This is a genomic window from Streptomyces parvulus (genome assembly GCF_014648855.1).
Lineage (GTDB): Bacteria > Actinomycetota > Actinomycetes > Streptomycetales > Streptomycetaceae > Streptomyces > Streptomyces parvulus.
In genome coordinates this window covers 40,310-55,984 of sequence record NZ_BMRX01000016.1, presented here as the reverse complement: position 1 = coordinate 55,984, position 15,675 = coordinate 40,310, and the positions used below count along the sequence as shown (strand labels likewise).

The 15,675-nt window shown below is 72.2% G+C and carries 13 protein-coding genes; 8 read left to right on the top strand and 5 right to left on the bottom strand.

The annotated features are described in order from the left end of the window. The first annotated feature begins 131 nt into the window (after positions 1-131). Complete coding sequence (locus IE108_RS28495) at positions 132-917, top strand: VOC family protein (protein WP_064730796.1); 786 nt, start codon at positions 132-134, stop codon at positions 915-917. Between the two features lie 240 nt (positions 918-1,157). Here IE108_RS28495 and IE108_RS28490 read toward each other — a convergent pair whose 3' ends face one another. Then, on the bottom strand, positions 1,158-2,210 hold the full coding sequence (locus IE108_RS28490; RefSeq protein WP_064730795.1) for a LacI family DNA-binding transcriptional regulator: 1,053 nt from the start codon (positions 2,208-2,210) through the stop codon (positions 1,158-1,160). Between the two features lie 77 nt (positions 2,211-2,287). Next, positions 2,288-3,295 carry a multicopper oxidase domain-containing protein gene (locus IE108_RS28485; RefSeq protein WP_064730794.1) on the bottom strand — a complete coding sequence of 336 codons (1,008 nt, stop codon included), beginning with the start codon at positions 3,293-3,295 and terminating at the stop codon, positions 2,288-2,290. A gap of 199 nt (positions 3,296-3,494) precedes the next feature. Between IE108_RS28485 and IE108_RS28480 the strand changes: the two genes are divergently transcribed. Both IE108_RS28480 and IE108_RS28475 read left to right on the top strand, forming a co-directional pair. Next, on the top strand, positions 3,495-5,972 hold the full coding sequence (locus tag IE108_RS28480) for a ThuA domain-containing protein (protein ID WP_189397782.1): 2,478 nt from the start codon (positions 3,495-3,497) through the stop codon (positions 5,970-5,972). A gap of 14 nt (positions 5,973-5,986) precedes the next feature. Beyond that, positions 5,987-8,176, top strand: coding sequence for an OmpL47-type beta-barrel domain-containing protein (locus IE108_RS28475; protein ID WP_064730792.1), 2,190 nt, complete (start codon positions 5,987-5,989; stop codon positions 8,174-8,176). Here IE108_RS28475 and ligD read toward each other — a convergent pair. Then, entirely contained in the window at positions 8,163-9,203 is a 1,041-nt protein-coding gene (gene ligD, locus IE108_RS28470; protein WP_064730791.1) for a non-homologous end-joining DNA ligase, read from the bottom strand. The two genes, IE108_RS28475 and ligD, sit on opposite strands and share 14 nt — an antisense overlap. Before the next feature lie 74 nt (positions 9,204-9,277). Here ligD and IE108_RS28465 point away from each other — a divergent pair, with 74 nt between their 5' ends. Next, positions 9,278-10,345: an ATP-dependent DNA ligase gene (locus IE108_RS28465; protein ID WP_064730790.1), complete on the top strand. Its 1,068-nt coding sequence runs from the start codon at positions 9,278-9,280 to the stop codon at positions 10,343-10,345. A gap of 33 nt (positions 10,346-10,378) precedes the next feature. Here IE108_RS28465 and IE108_RS28460 read toward each other — a convergent pair whose 3' ends face one another. After that, on the bottom strand, positions 10,379-11,569 hold the full coding sequence (locus IE108_RS28460) for a zinc-dependent alcohol dehydrogenase (protein WP_064730789.1): 1,191 nt from the start codon (positions 11,567-11,569) through the stop codon (positions 10,379-10,381). Positions 11,570-11,767: 198 nt separating this feature from the next. On the opposite strand from IE108_RS28460, the gene IE108_RS28455 reads away from it, so the two are divergent. Next, a complete protein-coding gene (locus IE108_RS28455; RefSeq protein ID WP_064730788.1) occupies positions 11,768-12,766 on the top strand; it encodes a DUF3048 domain-containing protein in 999 nt (332 codons plus the stop codon). 16 nt (positions 12,767-12,782) lie between these two features. Here IE108_RS28455 and IE108_RS28450 read toward each other — a convergent pair whose 3' ends face one another. Next, on the bottom strand, positions 12,783-13,244 hold the full coding sequence (locus IE108_RS28450) for a MarR family winged helix-turn-helix transcriptional regulator (protein WP_064730787.1): 462 nt from the start codon (positions 13,242-13,244) through the stop codon (positions 12,783-12,785). Positions 13,245-13,439: 195 nt separating this feature from the next. Between IE108_RS28450 and IE108_RS28445 the strand changes: the two genes are divergently transcribed. Genes IE108_RS28445 through pcaH form a run of 3 tightly spaced genes read left to right on the top strand, consistent with a single transcriptional unit; the run spans position 13,440 to position 15,675 of the window. Beyond that, entirely contained in the window at positions 13,440-14,195 is a 756-nt protein-coding gene (locus IE108_RS28445) for a CoA transferase subunit A (protein ID WP_064730786.1), read from the top strand. Further along, entirely contained in the window at positions 14,195-14,875 is a 681-nt protein-coding gene (locus IE108_RS28440) for a 3-oxoacid CoA-transferase subunit B (protein WP_064730785.1), read from the top strand. Before IE108_RS28445 ends, IE108_RS28440 begins: the two co-directional genes overlap by 1 nt. Positions 14,876-14,901: 26 nt before the next feature. Further along, entirely contained in the window at positions 14,902-15,675 is a 774-nt protein-coding gene (gene pcaH / locus IE108_RS28435) for a protocatechuate 3,4-dioxygenase subunit beta (protein ID WP_064730784.1), read from the top strand.

Sequence of the window (15,675 nt, the reverse complement as noted above, 5' to 3'; positions counted from 1 at the left end):
CGGCGGGCCCGCCCCCTCCGGATGGTCCTCCGCGGCACGCCGTGGCGCACGGCGGCGCGCGGAAGCGCGGGCCGGTGGTCGGTGGAAGACTCGGCAGTGCAGGCAACGGGACCCTTCCGAGGAGGGCGATCATGCTCACCACCCGTTACGTCACCGGCGCCCCGAACTGGGTCGACGTCGGCGCGTCCGACCTCGACCGCGTCACGGCCTTCTACGGCGGCCTCTTCGGCTGGCGGTTCCGCTCGGCGGGCCCGGAGGCCGGGGGCTACGGCTTCTTCGAACTGGACGGCAGGATCGCGGCCGGCGGCATGCGGACCACGGCCGAGCAGGGTCCGCCGTCCTGGACGGTGTACTTCCAGGCCCCGGACGCCCGGGCCGCGGCGCAGGCCTCCGGTCAGGCCCACGGAGGTGTGCTCGCGCAGCCCATGGACGTGATGGACCAGGGCACCATGGCGATCCTCGCCGACCGGGCCGGGCTGCCGTTCGGCGTCTGGCAGCCGGCGGGGCTGCCGGGTCTGGGCGTGGTCGGCGAGAGCGGCGCCCTGTGCTGGGTCGAGCTGCACACGGCGGACGTCGCGGCCGCCGCCGCGTACTACCGCGCGGTGCTGGGGCTGGAGACGTCGGCGGTGTCCTTCCCCGGCGGCTCGTACACCTCGGTCAACCCGGGCGGGCAGGGCGAGGACGCCATGTTCGGCGGCGTCGTCGCGCTCGCCGACGACCCGGAGCCGACCGAGTCCGGCTGGCTGCCGTACTTCGCGGTGGACGACACGGACGCCACGGTCGCGCGCGCCCGCGAGCTGGGCGGCACGGTGGCGATGGCACCCTCCGACATCCCGGACGTCGGCCGCGTGGCCAGGATCGCGGACCCGTCCGGAGCCCGCTTCGCGGTCCTCAGGCCCCTGCCGCGGCAGGGGTAGGGACGCCGGGGCCCCGGCACCGAGGGGGGCGAGGCGGGTCCCGGGTCCGCGTGCCGGGGCCCGGATCGGCGGAATGCAGGGTGGCCGGTCGGAGGAGGGCCGGGCCGGGCAGGACGCCAAGCACCGTCAGGCGCGGGCGACCTGCCGGGCAGGACGCCGAGCACCGTCAGGCGCGGGCTACGCCGGTTCGCCGGTGGCGGGACGGGCGCCGGAGGCGAGGCGGGCAGCTGATCCGCGTGCTCACGCGCTGGCGCGCCGGACCAGCGTGGTCGGCAGGATGACGCCGGGCGTGCCCGGGGCCGTGGGCACCGTCTCCGGGGTGGCGTCGGCCGCGCGGGGGTCGAGGCCGCGCAGGAGCAGGCGGGCCATCAGGCGGCCCATCTCCTCGATGTCCTGCCGGACGGTGGTCAGCGGCGGGTCGGTCTGCTCGGCGACGGGCAGCATGTCGTCGAAGCCCACCACCGCCACGTCGTCCGGCACCCGCCTCCCCCGCTCGCGCAGCACCCGCAGGGCGCCGGCGGCGGTGAGGTCGTTGGCCGCGAACACGGCGTCCAGGTCCGGGCACCGGTCGAGCAGCTCCCGCATGGCCCGCTCGCCGCCGCCGGGGGTGAAGTCGCCGTGCGCGACCAGCCCGGGGTCGGCGCCGGCCCGGACGTCGCGGAAGCCGGCCAGCCGGTCGGCGGCGGAGGTCTGGTCGAGCGGGCCGGTGATGTGCGCGATCCGGGTGCGGCCGAGGCCGGCCAGGTGGCGGACGGCCGCGCGGGCGCCGCCGCGGTTGTCGCTGTCGACGTACACCACGTCGCCCCCGTCGTCCTCCCAGTCGGGGCGCCCGCCGAACACGGTCGGCACCCCTGCCCCGCGCACCAGACCGGGCAGCGGGTCGTGCAGGTGCAGGGAGAAGACGAGGGCGCCGTCGACGTGCCCGCCGGCCAGGTAGCGGCCGACCCGGGCGTGGTCCTCGCGGCCCTCCGTGAGCAGCAGCACCAACTGGTTGTCGTGCGCCGTCAGTTCCTTGCTGATGCCGCGCAACTGCTGGGCGAAGTAGGGGTCGGCGAAGACCCGGGTCTCCGGTTCCGCGGCGACGACGGCGACGGCGTCGTGCCGTCGGGTCACCAGGCTGCGGGCGGCCTGGTTGGGCACGTAGCCGAGTTCCTCCACCGCGCGCCGGACCCGGTCGGCCAGCGCGTCGCGCACCCCGTGCGCCCCGTTGACCACACGGGACACGGTGGCCCGCGAGACCCCGGCGCGCTCGGCCACGGCCTCCAGTGTGGGGCGGGGCACTGTCTCGCTCACTCGCTGGCTCCTCGTCGGCGGCTGCGGCTCAGGATAGCCGCAGCCGCCGGAGGCGAAGAGGGTGCTCCGCGCGGCTCTCAGTGCTGGTGCGCGGGTGCCTCGGCGGTCTGCTCACCGCCGCCGTGGGCGTGCTCGTGCGGGTCGTAGCCCGGGATCGTGCCGTCCGTCTTCTTCACCAGGAACAGTCCCACCATCCCCATGTCGGAGTGGCTCTGCACGTGGCAGTGGTACATCCACGCGCCTGCCCCCACCCCCTCCCCCGCGATGATCTGGAAGCCGAAGGAGTCCGCCGGTCCGGTGATCTTGTTGTCGATGACCTGCGTGGGGTCGTCGGGACCGGTGAGCATGCCGGTGCGGTTGTCGGCCCAGCGGTGACCGTGCATGTGGAAGGTGTGGTAGTACTCGCCGTGCGTGATCATGACGATCTCGACGCGATCGCCCACGGTGGCCTCGAAGTTGGGACCGGTGTGGGGCTTCTGGTTGTTGATGAGCATGTCGTTGAAGACGATGGTGTGCGTGGCGTCCGGCAGCACGTCGCCCTTGCGGCGCACGATCACCGGCCCGTAGAGGCCGTTGCGGATGCCGCCCGTGCCGTGCTCGGTGCCGACGACGTGGTCGTGGTAGTGCCAGTAACCGGCGCTGCCCGAGCGCCAGGTGCCGTCCGCGCGCCGTCCCGGCTTGTGGGTGCGCCAGGTGTAGGTCCGGGTGCCGCCGGGCTCGACGTCGCTCTTGTTCATCGCGGTGCCGTCGCTGGAGATCTCGTAGTCCAGGCCGTGCACGTGGAGGCTGGCGCGCACGTCCATGGTGTTGGTGAACTCGATGTGGAGCGTGTCGCCCTCGTTCAGCTCGATCAGGGGCCCGGGGACGGAGGCCTTGCCCTTCTCGAAGCCGTAGCCCATCTGACCGTCCGCCAGCTTCTCGGCGTACATCTTGATGTGTCTCACCTCGCCCCCGGCGGGCGCCGTCCGCGCACTGACCGCCTTGGCGTCCCCGGCTGCGCCTGCGGTCTCCGGAGCGATGGACAACGATGTCGCGACGGCCGCGCCGCCCAGCAGTACCCGTCGGTTGAAGCCTCGCCTGTCCATGCCGAACTCCCCACGCAGTTACGGAATTTGCGGAGCCGTAGTACTGATTGGCTGTGATGAGCCTGTGGGACCGTACCGGCTGCCGCCGCGTTTATCCACACTCAGGACAAAGTTCGTTGGATCCCGGTCATACCTATTGGCGAACCGCGCAAAGAGGTCTAGCTTCCTTGGCGCTGCTGCCGTGACCGAGGAGGAGCACATGCCCTTGAGAGGGTTGAGCGCGAGAAGAAGAGGGTGGGCGGCGTTCGCCACCGCCGGTTTCGTCGCCGCGGGACTGCTGGCCGGCCCTAGCGCCAGCGCACGTCCGGCGCCGGACCCGTCCCTGACAACGATGTCGATCAAGTCGCCCCCGGGCGGCTCCAACGTGCGTGTGCTGGTGTTCTACGGTTCCGCCGCGTCCGGCGAGGAGTCGCCGGTCGTGAACGCGGGGATCGCGGCCATCGAGCGGATCGGGCAGTCCGGCCCGGCGAACGAGCGCTTCACGGTCGAGGCCACGGACAACGCCTCGGTCTTCACCAACGAGAAGAAGCTGGGCCGCTTCAACGCCATCGTGTTCCTGACCGGGGGCGGCGACGTCCTCGATCCGGCGCAGGAGGCGGGCCTGGAGGCGTACATGGAGGCCGGCGGCGGATTCGTCGGCGTCCACGACGCGGCCCGCGCGGAGCCGTACTCGGACTGGTTCACCGGTCTGGTCGGCGCTCGCCCCGCCGCCTCCAGCCCCACCAAGGTCCAGCGGGCCACCGTCGAGGTCGGCGACCGGCGCCATCCGGCCGCCAAGGACCTGCCGGCGGAGTGGAAGCGGCCCGACGAGTGGCTCAACTGGCAGCAGAACCCGTCCGGTGACGTCCACACCGTCGCCCGGGTGCGGGAGTCGACGTACGTGCCCGGGGCGAGCGCCAACGGCTGGGACCACCCGGTCAGCTGGTGCCGGGACTACGACGGCGGCCGGTCCTTCTACACGGGCATGGGCGGCACCGTGTCGTCGTACGACGAGACGGAGTTCCGCACCCACCTGCGCGGCGCCCTGCTGTGGACGTCGCGGCTGGCGCAGGCCGACTGCAAGGCCACCATCACCGGCAACTACAAGGCCGAGCGGCTGACCCAGCCCAACCAGGCGGGCCAGAACGACCAGATCGGCGAACCGCACGGCCTGGTCACCGCGTCCGACGGACGGGTCTTCTACATCGGCCGCGGCGGTGCCGACTCCTCCCAGCCGGTGATCACCGACTGGAACAACCCCGACATCGGCAAGGGCAAGGGCGAGGTCCACGTCTACGACCCGAAGACCAAGAAGGTCACCCTGGCCGGAGCCCTGACGGTCTTCGGCAACAAGGGCGGCGGCGACGAGCTGGTCAAGGTGGAGGAGGGCCTGCTCGGCATCGAGCTGGACCCCGCCTTCGCCGAGAACGGCTGGGTGTACCTGCACTACACGCCGCACTCGCAGATCAACCGCGACACCCACATGGCCGAGCGGCGCGTCTCGCGCTTCACCCTGGACCAGGCGACCAACAAGCTGGACCTGGGCAGCGAGAAGGTGCTGCTGAAGTGGCCGGTGCAGATCCACAGCTGCTGCCACGCGGGCGGCGGGATGGCCTGGGACTCCAAGGGGAACCTGTACATCGCCACCGGTGACAACAACTCCAGTGGCTTCAGCGACGGTTACTCCGGCAACAACCCGCAGCCCAACTTCAAGGGCGTCTCCTTCGCGGACGCGCGCCGCACCGCGGGCAACACCAACAACCTCAACGGCAAGATCCTGCGCATCCACCCGGAGCCGGACGGGACCTACACGCTCCCCGAGGGCAACCTCTTCACCGGCAAGGAGACCGCCGAGGGCGGCGGCAAGACGCGGGGCGAGATCTACGTGATGGGCGTCCGCAACCCGGCGCGCATCTCCGTCGACAAGGCCACCGACACCCTCTACGCCGGCTGGGTCGGCCCGGACGCCGGCGCTCCCTCGACCACGTGGGGCCCGGCGAAGTACGACACGTTCGCCACCATCACCAAGGCGAGCAACCGGGGCTGGCCGTACTGCATGGGCAACAAGCAGCCCTACCGGGACCGGAACCTGCCGGACCCGACCAAGCCGCTGGGCTGGTACGACTGCGACGCCCCGAAGAACGAGTCGCCGAACAACGACGGCCTGGTCAACCTGCCGCCGGTGACCGGCAACAACATCTGGTACTCGCCCCAGGGCGGCGGCCCCGACTTCCCGCGCGACGAGAACGGCGTCCCCTCGTACAAGCAGGACGAGGCCACCTACAAGCTGCCCTGGCTCAAGGGCGGCGGCCAGGCCGCGATGAACGGCCCGGTCTACCGCTACGACGCGGACAGCACCAGCACCACCAAGTGGCCGGCCTACTGGGACGGCAAGTGGTTCGTCGGTGACTTCTACGACTCCGACCAGCCGCGCAACGCGGTGCTGATGGACCCGAAGACCCAGGGCGACGGCGGTCTGCCGGTGCACTCGGAGTCCCTGAAGAAGATCGTGCCGATCGGCAACGACGGCATCAAGAACCTGATGGGCTGGAAGTTCGGCCCGGACGGCGCGCTGTACGTCCTGGACTACGGCCGCGGCTTCTTCACCTCGGACGCCAAGTCGGCGCTGTGGCGGGTCACCTACGAGGGCGGCGGACCGACGCCGGCCGCCGGACAGCTGGCGAGGGGGACCGAGTGATACGCCAACGAAGAATGTGGGCCGCGCTGCTGGCGGGCCTGCTGATGATGCTCGGACTGCAGACGGCGTCCGCCCAGGACGGGCGGCCGGCGCCGCGGGCCGAGGCGGCCGACCAGGTCCTGACCTGGACCGCGGGCGACGACATCACCAAGTACACGTCCGCGCCGGAGACGGCGGTGGCCGGACCGGCCACGATCGTCTTCGAGAACAGTGAGGCGACCGGCAACACCACGGGCATGCCGCACACGCTGACGTTCATGACCAGCGACCCGGAGTACAACAGCGACGTCCAGCTGAACATCCTCGCCAACCCGGGCGACGCCCAGGGCGGCAAGCACACCGCCGAGGTCACCCTGACCCCGGGCAAGTACATGTACCACTGCACGATCCCCGGGCACGGCCAGATGACGGGCGTGCTCACCGTGACCGAGGGCGGTGGCGGCGAGGACACCACGGCGCCGGAGACCTCGGCCGAGGTGGGCGGCACGCAGAACGCCGACGGGCAGTACGTCGGTTCGGCGAGCGTGACCGTCGCCGCCACCGACGAGGCCGGCGGCTCGGGCGTCGACCGGGTCGAGTACGCGATCGGTGCGGACGGCGCCTGGCAGCCGTACACCACGCCGGTCGTCGTCGACCAGGTCGGCGACCACACGGTGCGCTACCGGGCGTTCGACAAGGCGGGCAACGCGGCCGCCGAGAAGAGCGTCGACTTCACGGTGGTCGCGCCCGACACCGACGACACGACCGCGCCGGAGACCTCGGCGACGGTCAGCGGCGAGAAGAACCCGGACGGCGCCTACATCGACATGGCGACGGTGACCGTCACCGCCTCCGACACCGGTTCCGGCGTCAACACCATCGAGTACGCCGTCGGCGACGGCGCCTGGCAGGCGTACACCGCGCCCGTCATGGTGCACGAGGCGGGCGAGCACACGGTCCGCTACCGGGCCACCGACAAGGCGGGCAACGTCGCCGCGGAGAAGAGCGTCGCCTTCACCGTGGTCGCCGCTCCCCCGCAGGACACCACCCCGCCGGTGACCGGCGCGACCGTGGACGGCACCAAGAACTCCGCCGGCGCGTACGTCGGCAGCGCGAAGGTGACCGTCAGCGCCACCGACGAGGGCGGCTCCGGCGTCGCCGGTGTCGAGTACTCCCTGGACGCCGGGCCCTACCTGGCGTACACCGACCCCGTGGTCGTCGACCGCGTCGGCCGGCACACCGTGGCGTACCGGGCGAGCGACGAGGCGGGCAACACCTCCGAGCCGGTGAGCGTGAGCTTCACGGTCGTGGCCGGCGGGGTGCCGGCACCGCCCTGCCCGGAGTACGACGAGCGCCTGACGGTGATCGTCGGCACCGTGGACACCGGTGTGCCGAACCGCGTCACCAACAACCGGTGCCGGATCAACGAGATGATCGAGGACGAGAAGGAGTGGTCGTCGCAGCAGCTCTTCCTCAAGCACGTGCGCGAGGTGCTGGACACCCTCCGGGACGAGGGGGTCGTCGACGGCCGCGAGGTCAAGGCGATCAACAAGGCCGCCAAGCAGTCCGGGATCGGCACGCCCGGTCAGAACGAGGGCTACCGCGCGATCCTCGACGGCACCCAGGCGTCCTTCGACAAGTGGGAGCAGGTGGGCGGCGGTTCGTTCGCGCTGAACGCGGACGGGTCGATCACCTCCAGCACCAGCACGGCCGGCATGGGCATGCTGTGGTTCCCCGAGCGCAAGTACGGGAACTTCTCGCTGAAGCTCCAGTGGCGTGACGACGCGCCGGGCACGGCCAACACCAACGGCGGCGTCTTCGTGCGCTTCCCGCAGGTGCACGACCACCCGGAGGAGTCGCGTCCGGAGTGGGTCGCCATCAAGTACGGGCACGAGATCCAGGCGTTCGACGGCCCGACCGGCGACATGTACAAGTCCGGCTCCGTGTACGGCTTCGACCGGGTCGGCCTGGCCGGCGCGGGGGTCACGGAGAAGGGCACCTGGAACGACTACGAGATCCGGGTGGAGGACCAGCACTACTCGGTCTTCCGCAACGGAGTGCTGATCAACGAGTTCGACAACACCGGCGGCCAGCTCTTCACCCCGCCGCGCTCGGACGACCCGGGCACGGACGGGCGGCGCTTCGCCTCCGGCTACGTCGGACTCCAGGTGCACAGCACCTCGGACGTGATCTCGTACCGGGACGTCCGCATCAAGGAGCTGTAGGCCCGTCCGGGCCGGGAGCGCGCTTCCTGGCCCGGCTCGGCTGCACCCTGCTGGGCTCGCCGGGCATCTTCGGATACTCGGGCGGGTACGGCAGGTCGCCGAGCCCGTGGTCGTGCTCGTCCTTCGTCGCCAGTTCGAGCAGGGCGTCGAGGGAGTGCCGATGGTCGTCCATGCCCGCGTGCACGTCGCCGAGTTCGGCGAAGCGCGCGGGCATGGTCGTGATGTCGAAGTCCTGCGGGTGTGCGACGCCCACCTCGTCCCAGGTCAGCGGGGCGGAGACCGGGGCGTTCGGGCGGGGGCGCACCGAGTAGGCGGAGGCGATGGTGCGGTCCCGGGCGGTCTGGTTGTAGTCGATGAAGATGCGCTCGCCGCGCTCCTCCTTCCACCACTTGATGGTCACCCGGTCGGACATCCGCCGTTCCATCTCCCGGCCGACGGCGATGGCGGCCCGCCGCACCTGGGTGAAGGTCCAGCGCGGCTCGATGGGCACGAAGACGTGGATGCCGCGCCCGCCCGAGGTCTTGGGCCAGCCGCGCAGCCCGCCGAACTCCTCCAGCACGCCGCGCAGTTCGTGGGCGGCGCGGGCCGCGTCGTCGTAGTCGGTGCCGGGCTGCGGGTCGAGGTCGATGCGCAGTTCGTCGGGGTGGTCGACGTCGGCGCGCCGCACCGGCCAGGGGTGGAAGGTGAGGGTGCCGTACTGGGCGGCCCACAGGACGGCCGCCTCCTCGGTGGGGCACATCTCGTCGGCGCTGCGCCCGCTGGGGAAGGTGATGTGCGCGGTCGGGATCCAGTCGGGCATGCCCTTGGGCGCGCGCTTCTGGTAGAACCACTCGCCGCCCACCCCGTCCGGGTAGCGCTGGAGGGTGGTGGGCCGGTCGCGCAGCGCGCGCAGGATGCCGGGCGCCACCGCCTGGTAGTACCGGGCGACGTCGAGCTTGGTGTATCCGCGCTCCGGGAAGAAGACCTTCCCCGGACTGGACAGCCTGACGCTGCGTCCGCCCGCCTCCAGCTCCACCGCTTCCGCCATGCGAGCCACGGTAGGCGCAGGGTGCGCGCTTCGCATATCAGGCGGGGGCCGCGCGCCGCTCATAGAGTCGGAGCATGCATCTTCCCGTCATGCCCCCCGTGAAGCCGATGCTCGCCAAGTCCGTGGCGAAGATCCCGGCGGGGATGCACTACGAGGCCAAGTGGGACGGGTTCCGGGCGATCGTGTTCCGGGACGGGGACGAGGTCGAGCTGGGCAGCCGCACCGGCAAGCCCTTGACCAGGTATTTTCCCGAGCTGGTGGCGGCGGTGCTCGAACGGTTGCCGGAGCGGTGCGTGGTCGACGGGGAGATCGTGATCGCGCGGGAGGGGCATCTGGACTTCGACGCGCTGACCGAGCGGATCCATCCGGCGGACTCGCGGGTGCGGACGCTGGCCGAGCGGACGCCCGCCTCCCTGGTCGCCTTCGACCTGCTGGCCCTGGACGACGAGTCGCTGCTCGACGTGGCGCTGGCCGACCGGCGGGCGCTGCTGGTGCGGGCCCTGGAAGGGGTCTCGCCGCCCGTGCACGTGGCTCCGGCGACGGACGACATCGAGGTGGCCCGGCAGTGGTTCGAGCAGTACGAGGGCGCGGGGCTCGACGGGGTCGTCGCCAAGCCGCTGGACGGGCGCTACCGGCAGGACGAGCGGGCGATGTACAAGATCAAGCACGAGCGCACGGCCGACGTCGTCGTCGCCGGCTACCGGCTGCACAAGAGCGGGCCGGTGGTCGGTTCGCTCCTGCTCGGCCTGTACGACGACCGGGGTGTGCTCCAGCACGTCGGGGTCAGCGCGGCCTTCACCATGAAGCGCCGGGCCGAGCTGGTGGAGGAGCTGGAGCCGCTGCGCATGGACGACGCCCGGGGCCATCCGTGGGCCGCCTGGGCCGAGGAGTCGGCGCACGAGGGGGCCCGGCTGCCGGGTGCCCCGAGCCGCTGGTCCGGGAAGAAGGACCTCTCGTGGGTGCCGCTGCGGCCCGAGCGGGTCGTCGAGGTGGCCTACGACCACATGGAGAACGGGGCGCGCTTCAGGCACACGGCCCGCTTCCGCCGCTGGCGCCCGGACCGCACCCCGGAGAGCTGCACCTACGCCCAGCTGGAGGAGCCGGTCCGCTACGACCTCGCGGAGATCCTGGGCGGACCGTGAACGCTCCTCCGGGCGGGCCGGGCGGGTCGGGCGTCAGGGCTTCATCAGGATCTTGACCGCGCCGTCCTGCTTCTTCTGGAACATCTCGTACGCGCGCGGCGCCTCCGCGAGCGGCACCCGGTGGGTGGCGAAGTCGTCGACGCCGAGCGGGTCGTCGTCGGTCAGATGGGGGATGATCTCGTCGCTCCAGCGGCGGACGTTGGCCTGCCCCATGCGCAGCTGGATCTGCTTGTCGAACATGGTCAGCAGGGGCATCGGGTCGGCCATGCCGCCGTACACGCCGGACAGCGAGATGGTGCCGCCGCGGCGGACCAGGTCGATCGCGGTGTACAGGGCGGAGAGCCGGTCGACGCTGAAACGCTCCGCGAGCGGGCCGCTGACGGACCGGGGCATCACCGCGGCGGCCTGCTGGACCAGCTTGGCCACGGTCCCGCCGTGCGCCTCGGTGCCGACCGCGTCGATCACGGCGTCGGGGCCGCGGCCGCCGGTCTCCTCCTGCATGGCGGCGACCAGTTCCTTCTCGTTGTCGAACGCCCGCAGGTCGAAGGTCTCCACGCCCCGCTCGCGGGCCCGCCGCAGCCGTTCCGGCACGAGGTCCACGCCGAACACCCGGCCGGCCCCCTTGAGCAGGGCGATGCGGCAGGCCATGTCGCCGATCGGGCCGAGGCCGAGCACCGCGACGGTGCCGCCCTTGGGCACCTCGGCGTAGGCGACCGCCTGCCACGCGGTGGGCAGCACGTCGGAGAGGTAGACGAAGCGGTCGTCGGCGGGCCCCTCGGGCACCTTGATCGGGCCGTACTGCGCCTGGGGCACCCGCAGGTACTCGGCCTGGCCGCCGGGCACCGCGCCGTACAGCCGCGTGTAGCCGAACAGCGGGGCGCCCATGCCCTCGCCGGTGACCTGGGTGGTCTCGCACTGCGTGGGCAGGCCGTTGTCGCACATGTAGCAGTGGCCGCACGCGATCTGGAACGGCACGACGACCCGGTCGCCCGGTTTCAGGCCGGTCACCTCCGGGCCGACCTCCTCGACGATGCCCATCGGCTCGTGGCCGAGGATGTCGCCGGGGGTCATGAACGGGGTGAGTACCTCGTAGAGGTGCAGGTCGGAGCCGCACAGACCCGATGAGGTCACGCGGATGACGGCGTCGGTCGGTTCCTCGATGCGCGGGTCGGGCACCTCCTCGACCCGGACGTCGCGCTTGCCCTGCCATGTCAGTGCCTTCATCGCCCGCGCTCCCTCTGTCGCCTTTCGCGTCGGTCCGTGCGGCGGCCGGGTACCCGGGGCTCCGCCGCCGAACCGGGCGGGCGTTTCGACCGAACAGCGGATTATCTGCCCCGTTCCGCGTGCCCTGTCGGAATCAGTCATGTATGGCACTGAATGCTGCACCAGGCGCACAATCAATGACACGGGACAGGCGGACGGATGACCGGCATGCGACGAGAGACGTGCGGACGGGACACACGGGCCAGGCGGCGAGCGCGCGGCGCCGTACTGGTGACCATGGCCGCGGCGGTCGCGCTGGCCGCGGGCTGCACGCCGGGGCCCGGCACCGGGGACAACGGGCGGGCACCGGAGCCGGAGCGCTCGCACACCACGGCGCCGGTCACCGGGCCGGTGCTCGCCGTGAAGGTCGACAACGCCCCCGAGGCGCGTCCCCAGACGGGCCTGGAGGACGCGGACGTCGTCTACGCGGAGCCGGTGGAGGGCGGGCTCAGCCGCCTGATGGCCCTCTACGCGACCGAGCTGCCCGAGGAGGTCGGGCCGGTGCGCAGCGCCCGCGAGTCCGACCTGGAGCTGCTGCGCCAGTTCGACCGGCCGACCCTGGCGTTCTCCGGCGCCCAGCGCAAGCTGCTGCCGCTCGTCGACGAGGCCCCGCTGCGCGCCGTGACCCCGGGCGACGCACCCGACGCCTACGTCCGCGCCGGTGACCGGCAGGCCCCGCACAACCTGTATCTGCGGCCCGCGGAACTGCCGGCCGAGCCCGCCGGCGCCGGGGCGCTCACCACGGGCTTCACCTTCGGCGAGGCGCCCGGGGGCGGCCGGGCGGAGTCCTCGCGCACGGTGGACTACCCCGCGACGAGCTTCACCTTCACCTGGTCGGGGAGCCGCGACCGGTGGCTGGTCTCGCTGGACGGCTCACCGGCACGCTCGGCCGACGGCGGGCGCCTGGCGCCGGCCACGGTCGTCGTGCAGCACGTGACCGTGCGCGAGTCCGCCTTCCGCGACTTCCGCGGCAGCAACTCCCCCTACGTCGAGTCGGTGGGCTCGGGCCGCGCGGAGGTGCTGCGCGACGGCCGGACGTACGAGGCGACCTGGCGGCGCGGGACGGCCGAGGACGGCACCACGTTCACCGGCGCCGACGGCGGTGCGCTCGACTTCGCCGAGGGCCAGGTGTGGGTGGTCTTCGCGGACGGTTCCTGAGCCGTACGGCCCCGCCTCAGCCCGCCACCCCGGACGGTTCCGGGTTGCGCAGGCCCTCGGCGGCGTCCGCGACCCGGCGGAGCAGGTCGAAGAACGCGGTCCGCTCGTCGGCCGAGAGCGGGGCGAGGAACACCTGGTTCATCCGGGCGGCGCGCATGCTCAGCCTGCGGTGGGCGCGCAGCCCCTCGTCGGTCAGGCGGAGCAGGAAGCGGCGGCCGTCCTGCGGGTCGCGGACCTTGCCGAGCAGTCCCCGGCGGTCGAGGCGGCTGATCACCTCGGCGATGGTCGACCGGTCCAGGCCCACCCGCTCCCCCACGGTGCGCTGGTCCAGGCCGGGCTCGGCGACCAGGGCGTTCAGGACGGCGAACTGGGGCGAGGTGGTCTCCTCGGAGACCATCGTGTTCCACAGCAGGTGGTGCGCCTGCTGGAGCCGCCGGGCCAGGTGGCCCGGATGGGTGGTCAGATCGACCGCTGCCATGCGCTCTCCCGTGGTCACTTCGTAGGTGTACTGACGATACCTCGCGCCATGACCGACCGCCGTACGTCGCGCGGGGCGTTCTGTGCGTCATTCCTCGGGCCCTTGACGGCCCGGCCGGCCGATGGCAGCGTGTGGAGCATCTCGCCGAAATACTCAGTGCGCTGATTAACCGGCGTCGGAGAGAGGGCTTCTCGGATGGACAAGGTGGTGGCCACGGCCGGTGCCGCGGTGGCCGACGTGCCGGACGGCGCGTCGCTCGCGGTGGGCGGCTTCGGGCTGAGCGGTGTGCCGAACGTGCTGATCGAGGCGCTTCAGGAGCGCGGCACCGGCGGTCTGTCGGTCGTCTCCAACAACTGCGGGGCGATGGAGTCCGGGCTCGCGGTGCTGCTGGCCGCGGGCCGGATCGCCCGGGTGACCGGGTCCTACATCGGCGCCAACAAGGAGTTCGCGCGCCAGTACCTCGCCGGGGAGCTGGAGGTGGAGATGATCCCGCAGGGCACGCTGGCCGAGCGGCTGCGGGCCGGCGGCGCCGGGATCCCCGCCTTCTACACGCCCGCCGGAGTCGGCACCCAGGTGGCCGACGGCGGCCTGCCCTGGCGCTACGACGGGTCCGGCGGGGTCGCGCTGGCCTCCCCGCCGAAGGAGGTCCGCGAGTTCGACGGGACCGAGTACGTGCTGGAGCGCGGCATCCGCACCGACTTCGCGCTGGTGCGGGCGGCCCGGGGCGACCGGCACGGGAACCTGGTGTTCGCGAAGTCCTCCCGGAACTTCAACCCGCTGGCCGCGATGGCCGGGCGGGTGACGATCGCGGAGGTGGAGGAGCTGGTGGAACCCGGCGGTATCGATCCGGACGCCGTGCACCTGCCCGGCATCTTCGTGCAGCGCGTGGTGGCGCTGACGACGGAGCAGGCGGCGCGGAAACCGGTCGAGCGGCGGACGGTGAGCACCTGATGGCCTGGACGCGTGCGGAGATGGCGGCGCGCGCCGCGCGGGAGCTGCGGGACGGCCAGTACGTCAACCTCGGCATCGGCCTGCCGACGCTGATCCCCAACCACCTCCCCGAGGGCGTCGAGGTCACCCTGGAGTCGGAGAACGGCATCCTCGGCACCGGCCGCTACCCGACCGAGGCCGAGGTGGACCCCGATCTGATCAACGCGGGCAAGGAGACGGTGACGGTGCTGCCGGGTGCCGCCTTCTTCGACTCGGCGCTGTCCTTCGGCATGATCCGGGGCGGGCACATCGACGTCGCCGTGCTGGGCGCGATGCAGGTGTCGGCGGGCGGCGACCTGGCCAACTGGGCCGTCCCCGGCAAGATGATCACCGGGATCGGCGGGGCGATGGACCTGGTCCACGGGGCCCGCACCGTGATCGTGGTGATGACCCACACCGCCAAGGACGGCTCACCCAAGATCGTCGAGGAGTGCGCGCTGCCGCTGACCGGCCGGGCGTGCGTGGACCGGATCGTCACCGACCTCGGCGTCCTGGACGTCACGGCCGAGGGCCTGGTCCTGGCCGAGACCGCGCCGGACGTGAGCGTCGAGGAGATCACCGCCAGGACCGGTGCCCGGCTCGTCGCCGCACGCGGGGCGGGAGCGGCCGGGCAGCCGGAGACCGCTACGGAGCCGACGTGAAGCACGCATCACCCACGGGAACCCCCATGCCTCTCACCCAGCAGGACATCGACGCGGAGATCGCGGCCGAGCACGCGGCCTACCTGAAGCGGGTGGCCGGCGGAGCGCCCGTCGAACACCACCCGCGCCGCGACTACGCCCCCTACCGCTCCTCGCTGCTGCGCCACCCGAAGCGGCCGCCCGTCGCCATCGACGTACGCCACGACCCGGAGCTGGTGGAGCTGTCCTCCCCCGCCTTCGGGGAGCGGGACCTCTCCGCGCTCGACAACGACCTCACCCGGCAGCACACCGGAGAACCCGTCGGCGAGCGCATCACCGTCTCCGGCCGGCTGCTCGACCGCGACGGGCGGGCCGTGCGCGGCCAGCTCGTCGAGATCTGGCAGGCCAACTCGGCGGGCCGGTACGCGCACCGGCGCGAACAGCACGACGCCCCCCTGGACCCGAACTTCACCGGCGTGGGCCGCACCCTGAGCGACGACGACGGCCGCTACCGCTTCACCACCGTGCGGCCGGGCCCGTACCCGTGGCGCAACCACGTCGGGGCGTGGCGTCCGGCGCACATCCACTTCTCGGTGTTCGGTTCCGCGTTCACCCAGCGGCTGGTCACGCAGATGTACTTCCCGAACGACCCGCTGTTCCCGTACGACCCGATCCTCCAGTCCGTCACGGACGACGCGGCCCGCCGGCGGCTCGTGGCGACGTACGACCACGACCTGTCCGTGCCGGAGTTCTCGCTCGGCTACCACTGGGACATCGTGCTCGACGGTCCGAGCGCCACCTGGATCGAGGAAGGACGCTGA

What these genes read in the sequence shown, in the direction of transcription:
- IE108_RS28495 (WP_064730796.1), top strand. Translation starts at nt 132, where the DNA reads ATGCTCACCACCCGTTACGTCACCGGCGCCCCGAACTGGGTCGACGTC.
- IE108_RS28485 (WP_064730794.1), bottom strand. Translation starts at nt 3,295, where the DNA reads ATGGACAGGCGAGGCTTCAACCGACGGGTACTGCTGGGCGGCGCGGCC.
- IE108_RS28480 (WP_189397782.1), top strand. Translation starts at nt 3,495, where the DNA reads ATGCCCTTGAGAGGGTTGAGCGCGAGAAGAAGAGGGTGGGCGGCGTTC.
- IE108_RS28475 (WP_064730792.1), top strand. Translation starts at nt 5,987, where the DNA reads ATGTGGGCCGCGCTGCTGGCGGGCCTGCTGATGATGCTCGGACTGCAG.
- ligD (WP_064730791.1), bottom strand. Translation starts at nt 9,203, where the DNA reads ATGGCGGAAGCGGTGGAGCTGGAGGCGGGCGGACGCAGCGTCAGGCTG.
- IE108_RS28465 (WP_064730790.1), top strand. Translation starts at nt 9,278, where the DNA reads ATGCATCTTCCCGTCATGCCCCCCGTGAAGCCGATGCTCGCCAAGTCC.
- IE108_RS28460 (WP_064730789.1), bottom strand. Translation starts at nt 11,569, where the DNA reads ATGAAGGCACTGACATGGCAGGGCAAGCGCGACGTCCGGGTCGAGGAG.
- IE108_RS28455 (WP_064730788.1), top strand. Translation starts at nt 11,768, where the DNA reads ATGACCGGCATGCGACGAGAGACGTGCGGACGGGACACACGGGCCAGG.
- IE108_RS28450 (WP_064730787.1), bottom strand. Translation starts at nt 13,244, where the DNA reads ATGGCAGCGGTCGATCTGACCACCCATCCGGGCCACCTGGCCCGGCGG.
- IE108_RS28445 (WP_064730786.1), top strand. Translation starts at nt 13,440, where the DNA reads ATGGACAAGGTGGTGGCCACGGCCGGTGCCGCGGTGGCCGACGTGCCG.
- IE108_RS28440 (WP_064730785.1), top strand. Translation starts at nt 14,195, where the DNA reads ATGGCCTGGACGCGTGCGGAGATGGCGGCGCGCGCCGCGCGGGAGCTG.
- pcaH (WP_064730784.1), top strand. Translation starts at nt 14,902, where the DNA reads ATGCCTCTCACCCAGCAGGACATCGACGCGGAGATCGCGGCCGAGCAC.